The organism is Tersicoccus solisilvae (assembly GCF_014643255.1).
GTDB classification, from domain to species: domain Bacteria; phylum Actinomycetota; class Actinomycetes; order Actinomycetales; family Micrococcaceae; genus Tersicoccus; species Tersicoccus solisilvae.
Window position 1 is genome coordinate 16718 of record NZ_BMJI01000024.1, and the last position, 17579, is coordinate 34296.

Consider the following 17579-nt stretch of genomic DNA (forward strand, 5'->3'; position numbering starts at 1 on the left):
GCGTGTGCATCTATTGACGACCTGGCGACGTCGGGCGCGCCGCTGACGGCGGATCAGCTGTCGGCGGCACGGCCTTCCCGTGCCGTCGTCCGCCGGTGAGGCTGGACCCATGACGACCATCGACGTGTTCCCCCTGGACGAGGACCTGACCCGGCAGCTGATGGCCGAGCGCATCCTCGTCCTCGGCACCGAACTGAACGAGACCACCGGCAACCGTCTGTGCAGCCAGCTGCTCCTGCTCTCGGCGCAGGACCCGCGCCGGGAGATCAGCCTCTGGATCAACTCCCCCGGCGGGTCCGTCCCGGCAATGCCCGCCATCCGTGACCTGATGCGGCTTCTTCCGACCAGCGTCTCGACCCTCGCGCTCGGCCTGGCCTGCAGCGCCGGCCAGTTCCTGCTCAGCTCGGGCACGCCGGGTCGGCGCTTCGCCCTGCCGCACGCCCGGATCCTCATGCACCAGGGCTCGGCCGGGATCGGCGGCACCGCCGGCGACATCGCGATCCAGGCCGAGGATCTGCGGCACACGCGGGACACGGTGCTCGGCCTGATCGCCGAGGACACCGGACAGCCGATCGAGCGGATCCGGGCCGACTCCGAGCGGGACCGCTGGTTCACGGCGCGCGAGGCCGAGGCGTACGGCTTCATCGACGGCGTCGTCGACGACCTCGCGGTCGTCCTCCCGCCGGTGCGCACCCCGATCGGGGTGACGGCGTGAACAGCTACACCGTCCCCTACGTGACCCGGCAGGACGGCCGCGGGTCCCAGACCCTCGACGTCTTCAGCAGCCTGCTCACCGACCGGATCGTCTACCTCGGGACCGGGATCGACGACGGGGTCGCCAACGTGCTCATCGCCCAGCTGCTGCACCTGGAGGCGGTCAACCCGGACACCCCGATCGACCTGTACATCAACTCGCCGGGCGGGTCGATCCCGGCGATGCTGGCCGTCTACGACGCGATGCAGTACGTCCGCCCGCCCGTGCGCACGACGTGCGTCGGCCAGGCCGTCTTCACGGCGGCCCTCCTCCTCGCGGGCGGCGCGCCGGGCGAGCGGGCCATCCTCCCGCGCGGGCAGGTGGTGCTGCACCAGCCGGTGGCCGAGGGCGGCCGGGGCGCGATCCCGGACCTCATCGTGGAGGCCGAGCAGATGGGACGGGTGCGCACCGAGCTCGAGGAACTCTTCGCCCGGCACACCGGCCGGACGGCGGAGCAGGTGCGGCGGGACACGGACCGGTCGCTCGTGCTGACGGCGGAGCAGGCCCGCAGCTACGGGATCGTGGATCATGTCGTCGACTCGAGGAAGGCCACCGAGCGGGAACTCGCGCGCCGGTGAGCGGAGCCGCGTCCGGTCGGGTTCGACTGGTCAGCCCAGGGGTGGCGGCCGGTCAGGCCGCGAGCAGGACCGGTCCCGTGGTGGCCGGGCGGAGGCGGTCGGCGCTGCGCTCGAGCAGGTCCAGGGTGGTCAGGTCGAGCGCCCGGCCGATCGCGCGGACGATCTCCGAGGACGGGTCCTTGATCCCGCGCTCGACCTCGGAGAGGTACTGCGCGGAGATGGCGGCCTCGGCGGCGACGTCGGTGAGGCGCTGCCCGCGTGCCTGCCGCGCTTCGCGCAGCACGTCACCGAGCACCGTCCGCAGCGGCACGTCGACGACGGCGTCGTCGTCCGGCGCCGCGGACCGATGCCGTCCCGGGAAGGGGATGAGGTCGCCCATCGCCTCAGCGTAGGGCGACGAGGGCGCTCGGTCACCACGATCCGCTGACAGCAGAGCCGCCCTGCGCCAGCTCGTCAATAGATGCTCCAGCCGGCCCCGAATCGGGCATCGGTGTGCATCTATTGACGAGCTGGCGGGTTGCGGGTGGGCGAGGTCGCAGGGGCCGCCGAGATCGCGGCAGGTCATGGTCTTCCTGGTCGGCTCCTTCGGGAGGCGCGGGGGTGATGGTCGTACACCCGTGATGACGAGCGGGAGACCGCGAGTGTGACCGGTCCGGGCGCGCCGACCTCAGGCGAACTGCGCGCCCTTCCGACGCCGCACGCGCGCGAGCACCACCGCGTCGGCGCGGACGGTGATCTCCTCGACGCGGCCGTCCTGCACCGTGAAGTCGAACAGCACCCGGGGCTCGCCCCGGTGGTACCACGCCGCGCCCGGCCCGTCGCCGACGAACACGGGCAGCGCGGCGCGCGCGCTGCCGTGGAAGAAGGCGGCGACGGCGTCCCGGCCCTCGATCCGCTCGGGGGTGCCGGCGCGGACGGCGGGCTCGTCCGCCGTGATCCGCGCGTCCGGGGCCAGGAGGGCGACGAGCCGGGCCAGGTCGCCCTCGCGGGCCGCGGCCAGGAACGCGTCGACCACCTCCCACGCGGCGGGGCGGTGGTCCGGGTCCTCCGCAGCGTGGCCCGGCTGGGCCACCTTCGCCCGGGCGCGGGAGGCCAGCTTGCGGGCGGCGGCCGGGGTGGTGTCGAGAATGCCGGCGACGGTCGGGAAGTCGACGGCGAAGGAATCGTGCAGCACGACGGCGACCCGTTCGGACGGGGTGAGCCGGTCAAGGACCACGCCGAGTGCGCCGCCGTCGGCGTCGGTCAGGACAGCGGCGTCGGCCGGATCCGGCACGACGGCGATCTCCTCGAGCGGCCCGGGCGGCGCGGTCGGGTCGACCGAGACGGCCACTCGCGCCTTCAGCCGGTCCAGGCAGAGCCGGGTGGTGACGGTCGTCAGCCAGGCGGGCAGGCTCTCGATCGGCCCCGCGGTGCCGTGCAGGCGCAGCCATGCCTGCTGCACGACGTCTTCGGCCTCGACCGGGTCGTTCAGGATGCGTGCCGCCACCCGCAGGAGGCGTGGCCGTTCGGTCTTGAACTCGTCCGTCGCGTCCACCGTGACTAGCTGCCGGTTCCGTCCCCGCGGCCGCCATGCGCGCGGGCGAGGACGGCGCGGGCGTGCCGCAGGATGGGCTCGTCGATCATGGCGCCACGCCAGGAGAACACGCCGGGCCGGTGCTCGGCCTCGGCCAGCAGCTCGCGGGCGTCGGCCACCTGCTCCGCGTTCGGGGCGAAGGCGGCGCGGACGGCGGCCACCTGGGACGGGTGGATGCAGGCCTTGGCAGCGAATCCGGTGGCGGCGGCGTCCTCGCACTCGGCGGTCAGCCCGTCGGCATCGCCGATCGCCGTGTAGACGGCGTCGATCGCGGCCTTCCCGTGAGCTCCCGCGGCCAGCAGCGTCGTCGAGCGGACATGGGTGGCGACGGCCCGGTACCGGCCGTCCACGGTGCGGCTGCTCGTACCGCCGAGGGAGGCGACGAGGTCCTCGGCGCCCCACATCAGCGCGACGACGTTCGGCTCGGCGGCGATCTGCGCGACCGCGAGCGCCCCGGCGGCGGTCTCGATCAGCGCGATCACGTCGTGACCGCCCAGCGCCCGCACCTGGGCGGCGGACTCGGTCTTGGCGAGCATCACGGTGCGGTACGGCAGGTCCGCCAGGGCCGCGACATCGGCGTCGAAGTCCTCGGTGCCGGCCGCGTTGACCCGGATGACGGTGCGCGCAGGATCGAGGGGATGCTCGGCGAGGTTGGCGCGCGCGGTCTCCTTGTCCACGGGGGCGACGGCGTCCTCGAGGTCGAGGATGACGGCGTCGGCCCGGTCGGCGGCCTTGGCGAAGCGGTCCGCCCGGTCGGCGGGGCAGAACAGCAGGGCAGGACCGAGGGCGAAGGTCGACGTCGTCACAGCGTCGATGCTACGGGGCCGAGCCGGGCGCTCCGGCGCAGCGGTCGGCGACGACCACGACGTTGCCGGTCGCGTGCCCGTCCTCCACGGCGGCGACGGCCCGCTCGGCCTGCGCCAGGGGCACGGTGAGGGTGACGACCGGGGTGAACCGGCCGGCGGCGACGGCCTGCGCGATGGCGGAGAAGACGGCGGTGGTGCGCCTGCGGGTGACGCCGGAGCCGCCCAGCTCCCCCGCGATCTGCGGGGCGGCGACACTGCGGATCCGCCGGGGATCACGGGCGAGGGCGGCGCCGGCCCGCAGCACGTCGCCGCCGACCAGGTCCATCACGCCGTCGACCCGACCGTCGGCGGCCAGGGAACGCACCCGCCCCGTCCATCCCTCACCGGAGGGGACGTGGGTCGCGCCGAGCCCCTCGACCAGGTCCCGCTTGCCCGCGGAGGCGACGCCGAGCACGGTCAGGCCGCGCTCGGCGGCGATCCCGCAGGTCGCGCTGCCCACGCCGCCGCCGGCGCCGAGCACGAGGAGGGTGGCGCCGGCGCGGAGGTCGAGTTCGTCGAGGGCGTCCCACGCGGTGCCGACGGAGACGGGGATGCTGGCGGCCTGCTCGGGTGGCACCCCGTCCGGCCGGCGGGCCACGCTCCCGGCGTCCAGCAGCACGGCCTCGGCCAGCGCCCCGGTGCCGCCGGCGGCGGCACCGAACACCTCCTCGCCGACGGTCCAGCCGTCCACTCCGGGACCGACCGCGATCACCGCACCGGCGGCCTCCCGGCCCATCGCCATGGGGAATCGCACGTCGAAGGCGCCCTGCCGCTGCCCGGAGCGGACCTTGACGTCGGCCGGGTTGACGCCCGCCGCGGCCATCCGCACGAGCAGCTCTCCGGGACCGGGCGCGGGAACGGGGAGCTCGAGGTGCCCGGCGACCTCCGGGCCGCCGTGGGAGGCGAACGCGAAGGCGTGCATCAGGCCGGTGCCGACCCGGCGCTCTCGTGCCGGCGGTGCGCATCCTCGCACCAGATCAGCACCGAGCGGGTCGCCACGGCCACGACGGCACCGGTCTGGTTGCGGGCGGTGTGCTTGAGCGTGACGATGCCCTGCCCCGGCCGGCTCTGCGAGAGTCGCTTGCCGACGACGACGGTCGACGCGTAGAGCGTGTCCCCGTGGAAGACCGGCGCGGGGAACTCGACGGCCTCGAAGCCGAGGTTGGCGACGATGGTGCCCTCGGTCAGCTGGGCCACCGACAGGCCGACCAGCAGCGACAGGGTGAACATCGAGTTGACCAGGCGCCGGCCGAAGGGCTGGCTGGCGGCGAAGTGCTCGTCCAGGTGCAGCGACTGGGTGTTGCCGGACAGGGTGGTGAACAGCACGTCGTCGGCCTCGGTGATGGTGCGCCCGGGCCGGTGTTCGTAGACCACCCCGGCCCGGTATTCCTCGAAGTACAGGCCGCGCTGCCGGACCGCCTCGGTGATCGGGACCGACCCGGTGGGCGGGCGGTCGTCGTCGTGCTGGGTCGCCGTCACGCTCACTCCAGTCCGAGCGAACGGGCGATGAGCATCTGCTGCACCTCGGTGGTCCCCTCGCCGATCTCCAGGATCTTGGAATCACGATAGTGCCGGGCGACGACGAACTCGTTGATGAAGCCGTACCCGCCGAAGATCTGCGTGGCGTCGCGGGCGTTGTCCATCGCCGCCTCGCCCGCGACGATCTTGGCGATCGACGCCTGCGTCTTGAACGGCTTGCCGGCCACCATCCGGGCCGCCGCGTCACGCCAGGCCAGGCGCGCCGTGTGCACCCGCACCTGCATGCGGGCGATCTTGAACGCGATCGCCTGGTGGTGCCCGATGGCCGAGCCGAACGCGCGGCGCTCCTTGGCGTACCGGACGGACGCGTCGAGGCAACCCTGGGCGGCACCGGTGCCGAGGGCGGCGATGGCGATCCGGCCCTCGTCGAGCGTGTGCACGAAGTTGGCGTAGCCGCGGCCGCGCTCGCCGAGCAGGTTCGCCTCCGGCACCCGCACGTCGGTCAGGGTCAGCGGGTGGGTGTCGGACGAGTTCCAGCCGACCTTGTCGTACGCCTTCTCGGCCCGGAAGCCCGCGGTCGGGACGGGGACCAGCAGCGTGGAGATCTCCTTGCGCTCCCGGCCCTTCCGGTCCACCCCCGTCCCGGTGACGGCCGTGACCGTGACCAGCCGGGTGATGTCGGTGCCGGAGTTGGTGATGAACTCCTTGCTGCCGTTGATCACCCACTGCCCGTCCTCGAGCCGGGCCGTGGTGCGCGTGCCGGAGGCGTCGGAGCCCGCCTCCGGCTCGGTCAGCCCGAAGCCGGCGAGCGCGCGGCCGGCGGCGAGGTCGGGCACCCAGGCGGCCTTCTGCTCGTCGGTGCCGTAGTGCAGCAGCGGGGAGATGCCCAGGGACACGGCCGCCTCGAGCGTGATGGCGATGGACTGGTCCACGCGGGCCAGCTCCTCGATCGCCACGCCCAGGGCGAGGTGGTCCCCGCCCATCCCGTCGTACTCCTCGGGCACGGGCAGACCGAACAGGCCGAGCTCCCCCATCTGGGCGACGACCTCGTACGGGAAGGTGTGCGCGGCGTCGTGGATGACGGCGGCGGGAGCGACCACCTGGTCCGCGAAGTCCCGCACCATGGCGGCAAGATCCGCCAGCTCCTCGCTCAGCCCGGCGGTGCTCAGGTCGGCACTGCCGTGGTGGGAGCTGTTCAGGACATCAGTCATCGGTGTTCTCCTCGGACGGGGTGGTCTCGGTCTCGGCGTCGATCACCGCGACGACGGCGCCGGCGGCGACGCGGTCGCCGACCGTCACGCACAGCGTCGCGGCGCCGTCGACGGGGGCGGTGAGGGTGTGCTCCATCTTCATGGCCTCGACGACCAGGAGGGGCGCCCCGGCAGCGACGACGGTGCCGGTCTCGGCGAGCATGGCGACGACGGTGCCGGGCATGGGGGTGCGCACCTCGGGATCCGCGCCGGTCGCGGCGCGCACCGCTCGGGCCCGGGCGGCCGCCAGTGCCGCCGCCCGGTCGATCCGGTGCAGGGTCACGGTGTGCGGGTGGGCGGTGGGGCGCTCGGCGGTGGGCGGCTGGGCGCGCGCCGCGCCGGCACCGCCATGGGCGTACACCGCGTCCTCGGCCACGACCACACGCCACGGACCGGTGGGGGTGACCGGCTCGCCGTCGACGAGGGCGGCATCCGCCGGCCGGGTGCCGGGACCGGGGGTGGCCTGCGTGACGGCGACGACGCGGTCGGTACCGTCACCGTCACGCAGGCGCAGGCGGTCGACCCGACCGCCGAGCCGGAACCCGGTGGCGCCGGCCCAGGCCGGACCCGCCATCCGCGTTCCCGCTGTTCCCCCCGCCCGGTGGAGCCGGGACGGCGCGCGGCCGTCCTCGTCCCCGAGCTCCGTGTCGCCGCGGTCCGCGTGCAGCGCGACGGCGATACCCGCGACGTCCGCGTCCGACGGCCGCCAGCCCGTCAATTCGTCGAGGCTGCGATCGATCAGGCCGGTGTCCAGGTCCCCGGCCCGCACCGCGGGGTGCGCGACGAGGGCCTGGAGGGCGTCGACGTTGGTGCCGACGCCGAGGACGACCGTGTCCGCGAGCGCGGCGGCGAGCCGGTCGAAGGCCTGCGCACGGTCGGCGCCGTGGGCGATGATCTTGGCGAGCATCGGGTCGTAGTCGGTGCCGACGACGGTGCCGGGCAGCAGGGAGCTGTCGACCCGGACGCCCGGGCCGGTCGGCTCGGACAGGGCGAGGACGGTGCCGGCGGTGGGCAGGAATCCGGCGGCGGGGTCCTCCGCGTAGAGCCGGGCCTCGACGGCGTGACCGGTGAGGGTGACGTCGTCCTGGGTGAGCCGCAGGGGTAGCCCGGCGGCGATGCGCACCTGTTCCTCGACCAGGTCCAGCCCGGTGACCGCCTCGGTGACGGGGTGCTCGACCTGCAGCCGGGTGTTCATCTCGAGGAAGTGGAACCGGTCCGGTTCGTCGGCGGAGACGATGAACTCGACCGTGCCGGCCCCGCGGTAGTCCACGCTCGCGGCGGCCCGGCAGGCGGCGGCGCCCAACTCCGCGCGGGTGGCCGCGGAGATCAGGGGCGAGGGCGCCTCCTCGATCACCTTCTGGTGGCGCCGCTGCAGGGAGCACTCGCGCTCCCCCAGGTGGATGACGGCGCCGTGGTCGTCCGCGAGTACCTGGACCTCGATGTGCCGCGGGGAGGTGATGAGCCGTTCGAGCAGCAGGGTGTCGTCCCCGAAGGCGGCCGCGGCGGTGCGGCGGGCCGTGGCCAGCGCCCCGGGCAGCGCGGAGGCCTCGGTGACGGCGACCATACCCTTGCCACCACCGCCGGCGGAGGGCTTGACCAGCAGCGGGTAGCCGATGCGGTCCGCCGCGGCGAGCAGGCGCTCGTCCCGGTGCCCGTCGTCGACGCCGGCACCCGCCTCCTCGGCGAGATCCGCGTCGTCCACGCCGGGCACCACCGGGACGCCGTGCGCGGCGACGTGCGCCTTCGCCCGGATCTTGTCGGCCATCGTCTCCAGGGCCCGTTTGCCGGGGCCGATCAGCACGATGCCGGCGCGCTCGCACGCGTCGGCGAGCTCAGGGTTCTCGGAGAGGAACCCGTAGCCGGGGTGGATCGCCTGGGCGCCGGTGTCCTTCGCGGCGCGGACGACGGCGTCGACGTCGAGATAGCTCAACCGGGCGGCCGCGGGCCCGATCAGCACGGAGCGGTCCGCCTCGAGCACGTGCCGGGCACCGGCGTCCGCCTCGCTGTACACGGCGATCGCCTCGATGCCGAGCCGGTGCAGGGTCGCGATGACGCGGCAGGCGATCTCCCCACGGTTGGCGACGAGCACGGTGGCGAACAGCCGGTCGGTGCCGGCATCGCTCATCAGGGTGGATTCGATCGTCATGGGTCTCACATCCGGAACAGGCCGAAGCGGTGGTCGTCGGGCAGCGGGGTCCGGCTGACGACGTCGAGCGCGAGGCCGAGCACGGTGCGGGTGTCGGCCGGATCGATCACGCCGTCGTCCCACAGCCGGGCGGTCGAGTACCAGGGGCTGCCCTGCCGCTCGTACTGCTCGACCACCGGCTCGGTCAGGGCGCGCTCGTCCTCGGCGGTGAACGCCTGGCCCGCGGCCGCGGCGGCGTCGCGGCGCACCGTGGCCAGCACGGACGCGGCCTGGGCCGACCCCATCACGGAGATCCGGGCGTTCGGCCACATCCACAGGAATCGGGGCCCGTACGCCCGGCCGCACATGGAGTAGTTGCCCGCGCCGAAGGAGCCGCCGATGATCACGGTCAGCTTCGGCACCCGGCAGGTGGCGACGGCGGTGACCATCTTGGCGCCGTGCTTGGCGATGCCGCCGGCCTCCGCGTCGGCCCCGACCATGAAGCCGGTGATGTTCTGCAGGAAGAGCAGCGGGATGCCACGCTGGTCGCACAGCTCGATGAAGTGGGCGCCCTTCATGGCCGACTCGCTGAACAGCACGCCGTTGTTGGCGACGATGCCCACCGGGTGGCCGTGCAGGTGCGCGAACCCGGTGACCAGGGTGGACCCGTAGTCGCGCTTGAACTCGCTGAACGCGCTGCCGTCGACCAGCCGGGCGATCACCTCGCGCACGTCGTACGGGGTGGTGGTGTCCGCGGGGACGACGGCGGTCAGGGTCGCGGGGTCGACGGCGGGCTCGACCGGCTCCCGCACGGTCCACGCCGGGGCGGGCGGGTCCGGCAGGGTGGCGACGATGTCGCGCAGGATCTGCAGGGCGTGGGTGTCGTCGTCGGCGAGGTGGTCCGCCACCCCCGACGTGCCCGTGTGCAGCCGACCGCCGCCGAGCTGCTCCGCGGTGATGTCCTCCCCGATCGCGGCCTTCACCAGCGGCGGGCCGCCGAGGAAGATGGTGCCCTGCTCGGCGACGATGACGGTCTCGTCGCTCATCGCCGGCACGTACGCGCCGCCCGCGGTGCAGGAGCCGAGCACGGCGGAGAGCTGCGGGATCCGCGCGGCGGAGAGGTTGGCCTGGTTGTAGAAGATCCGGCCGAAGTGCTCCCGGTCGGGGAACACCTCGTCCTGCAGCGGCAGGAACGCGCCACCGGAGTCGACGAGGTACAGGCAGGGCAGCCGATTCTCCAGCGCCACCTGCTGGGCGCGCAGATGCTTGGTCACCGTCATCGGGTAGTAGGTGCCGCCCTTGACGGTCGCGTCGTTGCACACGATCATCACCGGCCGCCCGGCCACCAGCCCGATGCCGGTGATCAGGCCGGCCCCGGGGCACGCCTCGTCGTACATGCCGGTCGCGGCCAGCGGCGAGAGCTCGAGGAAGGGGCTGCCCTCGTCGAGCAGCTGCTCGACTCGTTCCCGGGGCAACAGCTTGCCGCGGTCCCGGTGCCGCTTCCGGGCAGCCGCGGAGCCCCCGAGGGCCGCGGCGCCGAGCCGGCGGCGCAGCTCCGCGGCGAGCTCGGCGTGCGCGGCGGTGCGCCGGGCGACGGCCGGGTCGACGGCGCCGGTGGCGGTGTCGAGGGTGCTGGTGAGGGTGTCCATCGGCCGTCCGGTCAGACCAGGGTCAGCGTCGCGCCGGGCGACCGCAGGACGGCGCCGACGTCGGCGAGGAACCGGGAGCCGGCCTCACCGTCGACGAGCCGGTGGTCGAAGGACAGGCTCAGCGTCATCACGTCGCGCAGGGCGATCTCCCCCCGGTACTCCCACGGGGTGCGCCGGACCTGGCCCGTGGCGAGGATCCCTGCCTCGCCCGGATTGAGGATCGGCGTGCCCGCGTCGACGCCGAAGACGCCGACGTTCGAGATGGTGAAGGTGCCGCCGCTCAGGGCGGCCGGCGTGGTCCGGCCGTCGCGGGCGGCGCTCGTCAGCTCGCGCAGCGCCCGGCTGAGGGTCCGCAGGTCCATCCCGTCGGCGTCCTTGAGGTTCGGCACCACGAGCCCGCGCGGCGTCGCGGCGGCGATGCCGAGGTTGACGTAGCCGAACCGCACGATCTCCCCCGCCGTCTCGTCCCAGCGGGAGTTCAGCTCCGGGTGTCGGCGCAGGGCGACGAGCACGGCCTTGGCGACCAGGGCCGTCATGGTGGGCCGGTCCTCGGCCCACGCCCGGTCGGCGCGCAGCGAGTCCAGCAGGGCGACGCTCTCGGTGACGTCGACGGTGAGGAACTCGGTGACGTGCGGGGCGGTGAAGGCGCTGGCGACCATGGCGGCTGCGGTGTGCTTGCGGACCCCGCGGATGGGCTCCCGCGTCTCGCGGAGGCCGAGGCCACCGTCTCCGGTCGTGGCGGTCGGCGCGGCGGCGGTGGTGACGGCGGGGGCGGTCGCCGCGACCGTGGCCACTCCGGTGGATCGCGCCTCGGCGGCGGCCGTGACGTCGGCCCGGGTGACCAGGCCGCCGCGGCCGGTGCCGGTCACGGCGTCGATGTCGAGGCCGAGGTCGCGGGCCAGCTTGCGCACGACGGGGGTGCTCAGGTGCCGCTCGCGGGACGCAGCGCCGTTCTGCGGGGCGGTCGCGACCGTCGACGGGCTGCCGGGCGGGGTGATCTCCGGGCCGCCGGGCAGCGGCGGGATCTCCGGACCGTTCGGCGCGAGCGGCTCGTCCGGCCGCGTCGGCAGGGGCACGTCGGGCTCGTCCGGGCCGACCGGCGCCGGCACGTCCGGCTGGTCCGGGACCCCCGGCGCACCCGGCTGAGGCGAGGCGTCCGGCGCGGTGCCGGGATCCGGTTCTCCGGTCCCGGTGGCGGTGGACGGCCCGGCCGACGCGGGGCTACCGGTCGTGCGCCGGCGCCGGGCGGGCCGCCCGGTACCGGCGGGCGCGGCGCCGTACCCGACGAGGGTGGGCTCGCGGCGGGCCGTCCCCGGCTCACCGCCACCGTCCCCGCTGCCGCCGGCGCTCGGCACGTCGATGGCGAGGATGGGCGTGCCGACATCGACGGTCGCACCCTCGGCCTGCAGGAGCCGCTCGACCACGCCGTCCCACGGGCTGGGCAGCTGCACGACGGCCTTGGCAGTCTCCACCTCGGCGATCACCTGGTTCAGGGACACGCTCTGGCCCTCCGCGACCTTCCAGCTGACGATCTCGGACTCGGTCAGGCCCTCGCCGAGGTCAGGCAGCGCGAATTCACGGATCACGAGGCGGCTCCGATCAGGGAGGAGGAGGTCGACGGGCCGGCGAGCGCGTCGAAGCGGGAACCGGTCTGCGAGTTGTCGCGGCCGACGAGCCGGTCGACGGCGTCGAGGATCCGGTCGAGGTCCGGCAGGTGGTGGTCCTCGAGACGGGCCGGCGGGTAGGGGATGTCGAAGCCGGTGACCCGCTCCGGCGGTGCCTGCAGCGAGTAGAAGCAGCGGGTGGTCAGGACGGCCACGATCTCTGCGCCGAGGCCACCGAACTCGCCCGCCTCGTGGGTGACGAGCAGCCGGCCCGTCTTGCGCACCGACGCCTCCAGGGTGGCCAGGTCGAGGGGGTACAGCGAGCGCAGGTCGATGACCTCGAGGTCGATGCCCTCGTCCTCGGCCGCGGTGGCGGCGTCCAGCGCGGTGGCCACCAGCGGGCCGTAGGCGACCACGGTCGCGTCGGTTCCCGGGCGGGCGATCGCCGCGCGGGTCAGGTCCGCCGTCGCCGTCTCGTCCACCTCGCCCTTGCCCCAGTAGCGGCGCTTGGGCTCGAGGAAGATCACCGGGTCGTCGGAGGCGATGGCGGCCCGCAGGGTGCTGTAGGCCTCCTGCGGGGTGGACGCGGTGACCACCCGGAGTCCCGCCGTGTGGGCGAAGTAGGCCTCGGGGGACTCCGAGTGGTGTTCCGGGGAGCCGATGCCGCCGCCGAAGGGGATGCGGATGGTCACCGGCAGGCTGACCGCACCACGGGTGCGGTAGTGCAGCTTGGCGAGGTTGGAGACGATCTGGTCGAACGCCGGGTAGACGAACCCGTCGAACTGGATCTCGACGACGGGCCGGAACCCGCGCATCGCCAGCCCGATCGCGGTGCCGACGATGCCGGACTCCGCCAGCGGCGTGTCCATCACCCGGTGCGTCCCGAACCGGGCCTGCAGCCCGTCGGTGACCCGGAAGACACCGCCGAGGGCGCCGATGTCCTCCCCCATCAGGACGGTCTTCCCGTCCCGGTCCAGCTCGGCCGCGAGCGCCGCGTTCAGTGCCCCGGCCATCGTCATGGTGCTCATGCGCGTGCTCCGTCCGATGCGGCGGACGGCGACGCCCCGTGCCCGGAGCCGGCGTCGCCGTGGAGCGAGTCGAGGTACAGCAGGTAGCGGTCCCGCTGGTCCTCCAGCCAGGCGTCCGGGGTGCTCAGGACGTGCTCGAACAGCGTCTCCGGGGCCGGGTCGGGCATCGAGGTGATGCCGGACCGCAGGCCGGCGGCCGCGTCGTCCGCCGCGCGGGCAGCCCGCGCGTCCAGGTCGTCGACGTCGTATCCCTCCGCGGCGAGCAGGGCCCGGACCCGGGTGAGCGGGTCGCGCCCCTCCCACTCGGCCCGCAGGCCGCGGTCCTCGTAGCGGGTGGGGTCGTCGGCCGTGGTGTGCGGGCCCATCCGGTAGGTGACCGCCTCGATGTAGGAGGGTCCCTCCCCGGCGCGGGCCCGGGCCAGGGCCTTCCGGGTCACCGCGGTGACGGCGAGGACGTCGTTGCCGTCCACGCGCACGGAGGGGATCCCGAAGCCGGGCGCGCGGTCGGCGATGTGGCCGCGGGCCTGCAGGCGGACCGGCTCGGAGATCGCCCACTGGTTGTTCTGGCAGAAGAACACCAGCGGCGCCCCGAAGCTGGCCGCGAACACCATCGCCTCGTTGACGTCGCCCTGGCTGGTGGCGCCGTCGCCGAAGTACACGATGGCCGCCTCGTCCCCGCCGTCGGCGGCGATGCCCATCGCGTACCCGGTGGCGTGCAGCGTCTGCGCCCCGATGACGATCTGCGGGGTGGCCATGTGGGTCTGCGTCGGGTCCCAGCCGCAGGACGCGGCGCCGCGCCACAGGCGGAGGATGTCGACCGGGTCGACGCCGCGGCAGTACGCGACGCCGTGCTCGCGGTAGCTGGGGAAGATCATGTCCCTGGGCGCCAGCGCGCGGCCGGAGCCGATCTGCGCGGCCTCCTGCCCGGTCAGCGGCGGCCACAGGCCGAGCTCGCCCTGGCGCTGCAGGGCCGTCGCCTCGGTGTCCAGTCGGCGGATGACGGTCATGTCGACGAAGAAGGCGGCGAGCGCGTCGGCGTCGATGTCGTCGACGAGGGCGTCGAAGGCGGGATTGGCCCGGCGCTCCCCCGTGGGGGTGATCAGCTGGACGAGGTCGTCGACGAGCTGGCCGCCCTGGTTGAGGGCATCGAGGATCAGGCTGTTCACGGACACGGCTGACACGCTGCTTTCGCATCAAGGGACGGGCTCGACGCGGTGGCGTCCTCACCCGAGGCGGGCTCCGTCGGCCGCCTGCCTGTGACCCTACTCATAGTCGACATACCGCGCAACGGTTCCGGCAGACGTTGAGCATGTCGCCCACGGCCAGCGCGCAGCTCTGGGCATTTCTGAGCAGAGTGACTAGGTTCGAGCACATGATGCTTGCCGATTCAACGGATCTGCGGATCCTGCGGGACATGGTGTCCCACTCGCGGCGGACGGCGGTCGCGATCGCGTCCCGGCTGCGGCTCTCCCGCAACACGGTGCAGGTCCGGCTGGGCCGGCTGGAGGAGGGCGGGGCGTTCCTGCCGTTCGCCCGGCAGGTGGCGCCGGCCGCGCTGGGCTACCCGCTGACCGCCTTCATGGCGGTGCAGGTCGAGCAGCCGGCGCTGGAGGCGATCGCCGTGGCGTTCGCCGCGATCCCCGAGATCGTGGAGGCGCACGGAACCACGGGGACGGCGGATCTGCTGGTCCGGGTGGTCGGCGTGGACGCCGAGGACCTGTTCCGCATCCACGGCGCGATGCTCGCCTGCCCCGGGGTGATGCGGATCGACACGTCCATCTCGATGCACGAGGTCATCGAGCACCGGGTGCTGCCGCTGATCGATCAGCGTCTGGGCCGCGGCCAGGACTGAGGCGGACCGGACAGACGCGACGGGCGGGGACGGCGTCCCGGAGGACCCGTCCCCGCCCGTCGTCGGCGTCCGCGCGGGTGCCGTCAGTGCTCGGTGGCCTTCTCGGCGCCGACTCCGGTGAGCGAGCGGACCTCCATCTCGGCCTGCTTGCGCCGGTTCTCCCCCGCCGTGTCGGTGATCGAGCCGATCCAGCCGAGCAGGAACGCCAGCGGGATCGAGATCAGGCCCGGGTTGGACAACGGGAAGATCGCGAAGTTGGCGCCGGGGATCATCGACGTCGCCGAGCCGGAGACCACCGGGGAGAACGCGATGAGCACGATCGCCGCCCCGAGGCCGCCGTACATGCTCCACACCGCGCCCCGGGTCGTGAACCGCGGCCAGAACAGCGAGTAGAGGATGGTGGGCAGGTTCGCCGACGCCGCCACGGCGAACGCCAGGGCGACGAGGAACGCGACGTTCTGCCCCTGCGCGCCGATGCCGCCGAGGATCGAGACGATGCCGATCACCACGACGGTGCGCCGCGCCACCTTGACCTCCCCGCCGGCGTCGACCGCGCCCTTGCGCACCACGTTGGCGTAGATGTCGTGGGCGAACGACGCCGCCGCGGTGATCGTCAGCCCGGCGACGACCGCGAGGATGGTGGCGAAGGCGACGGCGGAGATGAAGCCGAGCAGCAGGGAGCCGCCGAGTTCGAAGGCGAGCAGCGGCGCGGCGGAGTTCACCCCGCCCGGCGCTCCGCTGATCCGGCTGGGCCCGATCAGCGCACCCGCACCGTAGCCGAGCACCAGGGTGAACAGATAGAAGATGCCGATCAGCCAGATGGCCCACACCACCGAGCGCCGCGCCTCCTTGGCGGTCGGCACCGTGTAGAAGCGCATCAGCACGTGCGGCAGGGCAGCGGTGCCGAGCACCAGGGCGAGGGCGAGCGAGATGAAGTCGAGCTTCGACGTCTCCGTCTTGCCGTACTGCAGGCCCGGGTCGAGGATGGCCTCCTTGCCCCCGGCGGTCTGCACCGCGTGGCCGAGCAGTTCCGAGAGGTTGAAGCCGTGCAGGGCCAGTACCCAGACGGTCATCACGGCGGCGCCGGCGATGAGCAGACAGGCCTTGATGATCTGCACCCACGTGGTGCCCTTCATGCCGCCGACGAGGACGTACAGGATCATCAGGGCACCGACGACGACGATGACCACGGACTGACCCAGCCGGTCCGGGATGCCCAGCAACAGCGACACCAGGCCGCCGGCGCCGGCCATCTGGGCGAGCAGGTAGAAGAAGCACACGGCGAGCGTGGTGATGGCGGCGGCGATCCGCACCGGTCGCTGTCGCAATCGGAACGAGAGCACGTCGGCCATCGTGAACTTGCCCGTGTTGCGCAGCAGCTCGGCGACGAGCAGCAGGGCGACGAGCCAGGCGACGAGGAAGCCGATCGAGTAGAGGAACCCGTCGTAGCCGTTGACGGCGATGGCCCCGACGATGCCGAGGAACGAGGCCGCGGACAGGTAGTCCCCGGCGATGGCGGTGCCGTTCTGCGGACCCGAGAAGGACCGACCGGCGGCGTAGTAGTCCGCCGCCGTGCGGTTGTTGCGGCTGGCGCGCAGCACGATCACCAGGGTGACCGCCACGAACAGGCCGAAGATGAGCATGTTGACCCAGGGCGTGCCGACCTGTTCGCCGGTGGCCATCGGCACCGTACCGGGAACGGCGGCGATCGGGGTGAGGGATGCGCTCACGTCGGGTCTCCTTCACGGGTGGCGTCGTTGTCGGCAGGGCGCGCCGTGCGGGTGCCGGCGTCGCGGTGGGCCAGCGCGTCGACGTCGCCGTCGAAGGTGCCGCCGGCGCCGGCCGGGGCGACGTGGTACGGCGAGTCCTCGCCCTCGAGCTCGTCGCGCAGGGCGGCGGCCTGCGGATCCAGCCGGCGGTTGGCGTACGCGACGTAGCCCATGGTGATCGCGAAGGTCGTGACGAACTGCGCCAGGCCGAGCACGAGCCCCACCGTGATGTTGCCGGCCAACCGGGTCGACATGAAGTCGTGCGCGTAGTCGGCCAACAGCACGTAGAGGAAGTACCAGAGGAGGAACGCCGCGGCCATCGGGAAGACGAAGCTGCGGTGGCTGCGGCGCAGATGCACGAATCGCTCGTCCCGCTGCACGCCCTCGAAGTCGATCTCGGGGACGCCGGCCGGGTCCGCCCCGTTGCCGGTGGCGACGGGGGTGACGCCGGTGGCCCCACCGGTGGACGCGGTGTCCCGGTCGGCGGCGGGCGGTGCGGCGTGCCGGCCGACGTCGCCGCCGGCGTGGGGGCTGACGACCGGCGGGTCGGTGTCGCGGCCCGGGTCGGGGCCGTCGTGGGATCGGTGCTTGCCCAAGGGTCCTCCTTGACGGATGAGCAGGTGCGCGGCGGCGGTGGTGGAGCGTCACGAACCAGCGGCGGGACCCCTGACTTCTGGCCGGCCACGCGCGGCGTACGTGATCTCCGTCACTGACGACAGGCTATCCGTCGGCACCGACGATCGGGGTTGCCGACCGGTTGCGGCGTGTCCCGACGACCCGTGTCGGTCTCCGGCACCGGTTGCGGCGGGGAGCGGTGAACCGCGTCAGCCGTGGGAGCGGACGACGTCGATGACGCGGTCGAGGAAGAGGTCGACCTGACCGGCGTCATAGGCGTCGGGGCCGCGCTGGGGGGCGAACCGGGCGGCGCGGAGGTCCTCGACGCGCAGGCGGGCGCCGCCGTCGAGGTGGCCGACGATGCGCTGGCAGAGGCCGTCGACGTCGTGGGCGCGGTACCCGGGGCGGCGTCCGGTCGGGGCCCGGAAGCGGCTGCCGGCGCCGCGCGCGAGCCGGGC

Annotated in this window: 16 protein-coding genes and 1 pseudogene; 3 read left to right on the forward strand and 14 right to left on the reverse strand. The window is 73.7% G+C overall.

Features of this window, described 5'->3' with window-relative positions; all coding sequences use genetic code 11:
* The first annotated feature begins 109 nt into the window (after positions 1–109).
* Together IEX22_RS13975 and IEX22_RS13980 are read left to right on the forward strand one after the other, a co-directional pair.
* Complete coding sequence (locus IEX22_RS13975; protein WP_188669015.1) at positions 110–715, forward strand: ClpP family protease; 606 nt, start codon at positions 110–112, stop codon at positions 713–715.
* On the forward strand, positions 712–1332 hold the full coding sequence (locus IEX22_RS13980) for a ClpP family protease (protein ID WP_188669016.1): 621 nt from the start codon (positions 712–714) through the stop codon (positions 1330–1332). Before IEX22_RS13975 ends, IEX22_RS13980 begins: the two co-directional genes overlap by 4 nt.
* Positions 1333–1384: 52 nt before the next feature.
* Here the strand turns inward: IEX22_RS13980 and IEX22_RS13985 are convergent, their stop codons facing one another.
* The 11 genes from IEX22_RS13985 to IEX22_RS14035 all read right to left on the reverse strand — a co-directional run bounded on the left by IEX22_RS13985 (position 1385) and on the right by IEX22_RS14035 (position 14057).
* On the reverse strand, positions 1385–1711 hold the full coding sequence (locus IEX22_RS13985) for a helix-turn-helix domain-containing protein (protein WP_188669017.1): 327 nt from the start codon (positions 1709–1711) through the stop codon (positions 1385–1387).
* 288 nt (positions 1712–1999) lie between these two features.
* Complete coding sequence (locus IEX22_RS13990) at positions 2000–2866, reverse strand: sigma factor (protein ID WP_188669018.1); 867 nt, start codon at positions 2864–2866, stop codon at positions 2000–2002.
* Positions 2867–2871: 5 nt separating this feature from the next.
* Positions 2872–3711: an HpcH/HpaI aldolase/citrate lyase family protein gene (locus IEX22_RS13995; RefSeq protein WP_188669019.1), complete on the reverse strand. Its 840-nt coding sequence runs from the start codon at positions 3709–3711 to the stop codon at positions 2872–2874.
* A gap of 10 nt (positions 3712–3721) precedes the next feature.
* Positions 3722–4672: an NADP-dependent oxidoreductase gene (locus IEX22_RS14000; RefSeq protein WP_188669020.1), complete on the reverse strand. Its 951-nt coding sequence runs from the start codon at positions 4670–4672 to the stop codon at positions 3722–3724.
* Entirely contained in the window at positions 4672–5178 is a 507-nt protein-coding gene (locus IEX22_RS14005; RefSeq protein WP_188669028.1) for a MaoC family dehydratase, read from the reverse strand. The genes IEX22_RS14000 and IEX22_RS14005 overlap by 1 nt, the downstream gene beginning before the upstream one ends.
* A gap of 53 nt (positions 5179–5231) precedes the next feature.
* Complete coding sequence (locus IEX22_RS14010) at positions 5232–6440, reverse strand: acyl-CoA dehydrogenase family protein (protein WP_438816631.1); 1209 nt, start codon at positions 6438–6440, stop codon at positions 5232–5234.
* The gene (locus IEX22_RS14015) at positions 6433–8625 is read right to left on the reverse strand and encodes an acetyl/propionyl/methylcrotonyl-CoA carboxylase subunit alpha (protein WP_229660054.1); all 2193 of its coding nucleotides are present in this window, start codon (positions 8623–8625) and stop codon (positions 6433–6435) included. Before IEX22_RS14015 ends, IEX22_RS14010 begins: the two co-directional genes overlap by 8 nt.
* Before the next feature lie 5 nt (positions 8626–8630).
* Entirely contained in the window at positions 8631–10253 is a 1623-nt protein-coding gene (locus tag IEX22_RS14020) for a carboxyl transferase domain-containing protein (protein ID WP_188669021.1), read from the reverse strand.
* An 11-nt stretch (positions 10254–10264) separates the two neighbouring features.
* Positions 10265–11839 carry a dihydrolipoamide acetyltransferase family protein gene (locus tag IEX22_RS14025; RefSeq protein WP_188669022.1) on the reverse strand — a complete coding sequence of 525 codons (1575 nt, stop codon included), beginning with the start codon at positions 11837–11839 and terminating at the stop codon, positions 10265–10267.
* Positions 11836–12885 (reverse strand): alpha-ketoacid dehydrogenase subunit beta, encoded by a 1050-nt coding sequence (locus IEX22_RS14030; RefSeq protein ID WP_188669023.1) that lies wholly within the window; start codon positions 12883–12885, stop codon positions 11836–11838. Before IEX22_RS14030 ends, IEX22_RS14025 begins: the two co-directional genes overlap by 4 nt.
* Positions 12882–14057, reverse strand: a complete 1176-nt coding sequence (locus tag IEX22_RS14035; protein WP_229660055.1) for a thiamine pyrophosphate-dependent enzyme — start codon at positions 14055–14057, stop codon at positions 12882–12884. Before IEX22_RS14035 ends, IEX22_RS14030 begins: the two co-directional genes overlap by 4 nt.
* A 200-nt stretch (positions 14058–14257) precedes the next feature.
* Here IEX22_RS14035 and IEX22_RS14040 point away from each other — a divergent pair, with 200 nt between their 5' ends.
* Positions 14258–14737 carry an Lrp/AsnC family transcriptional regulator gene (locus tag IEX22_RS14040; protein ID WP_188669025.1) on the forward strand — a complete coding sequence of 160 codons (480 nt, stop codon included), beginning with the start codon at positions 14258–14260 and terminating at the stop codon, positions 14735–14737.
* A gap of 83 nt (positions 14738–14820) precedes the next feature.
* Here the strand turns inward: IEX22_RS14040 and IEX22_RS14045 are convergent, their stop codons facing one another.
* From IEX22_RS14045 to IEX22_RS14055, 3 genes and pseudogenes are all read right to left on the reverse strand, one after another.
* Entirely contained in the window at positions 14821–16419 is a 1599-nt protein-coding gene (locus tag IEX22_RS14045; protein WP_229660058.1) for a monocarboxylic acid transporter, read from the reverse strand.
* A gap of 182 nt (positions 16420–16601) precedes the next feature.
* A pseudogene (locus IEX22_RS14050) lies at positions 16602–16901 on the reverse strand (DUF485 domain-containing protein); the annotation flags it as partial.
* A gap of 429 nt (positions 16902–17330) precedes the next feature.
* Positions 17331–17579: DivIVA domain-containing protein (locus IEX22_RS14055; RefSeq protein WP_188669026.1), on the reverse strand; the 249-nt coding region annotated here is incomplete at its 5' end.

Bases quoted from the DNA above. Each gene is read 5' to 3' on its own strand.
- IEX22_RS13975 (WP_188669015.1), top strand. From the start codon at position 110: ATGACGACCATCGACGTGTTCCCCCTGGACGAGGACCTGACCCGGCAG.
- IEX22_RS13985 (WP_188669017.1), bottom strand. From the start codon at position 1,711: ATGGGCGACCTCATCCCCTTCCCGGGACGGCATCGGTCCGCGGCGCCG.
- IEX22_RS14000 (WP_188669020.1), bottom strand. From the start codon at position 4,672: ATGCACGCCTTCGCGTTCGCCTCCCACGGCGGCCCGGAGGTCGCCGGG.
- IEX22_RS14010 (WP_438816631.1), bottom strand. From the start codon at position 6,440: ATGACTGATGTCCTGAACAGCTCCCACCACGGCAGTGCCGACCTGAGC.
- IEX22_RS14015 (WP_229660054.1), bottom strand. From the start codon at position 8,625: ATGACGATCGAATCCACCCTGATGAGCGATGCCGGCACCGACCGGCTG.
- IEX22_RS14020 (WP_188669021.1), bottom strand. From the start codon at position 10,253: ATGGACACCCTCACCAGCACCCTCGACACCGCCACCGGCGCCGTCGAC.
- IEX22_RS14030 (WP_188669023.1), bottom strand. From the start codon at position 12,885: ATGAGCACCATGACGATGGCCGGGGCACTGAACGCGGCGCTCGCGGCC.
- IEX22_RS14040 (WP_188669025.1), top strand. From the start codon at position 14,258: ATGATGCTTGCCGATTCAACGGATCTGCGGATCCTGCGGGACATGGTG.
- IEX22_RS14045 (WP_229660058.1), bottom strand. From the start codon at position 16,419: ATGGCCACCGGCGAACAGGTCGGCACGCCCTGGGTCAACATGCTCATC.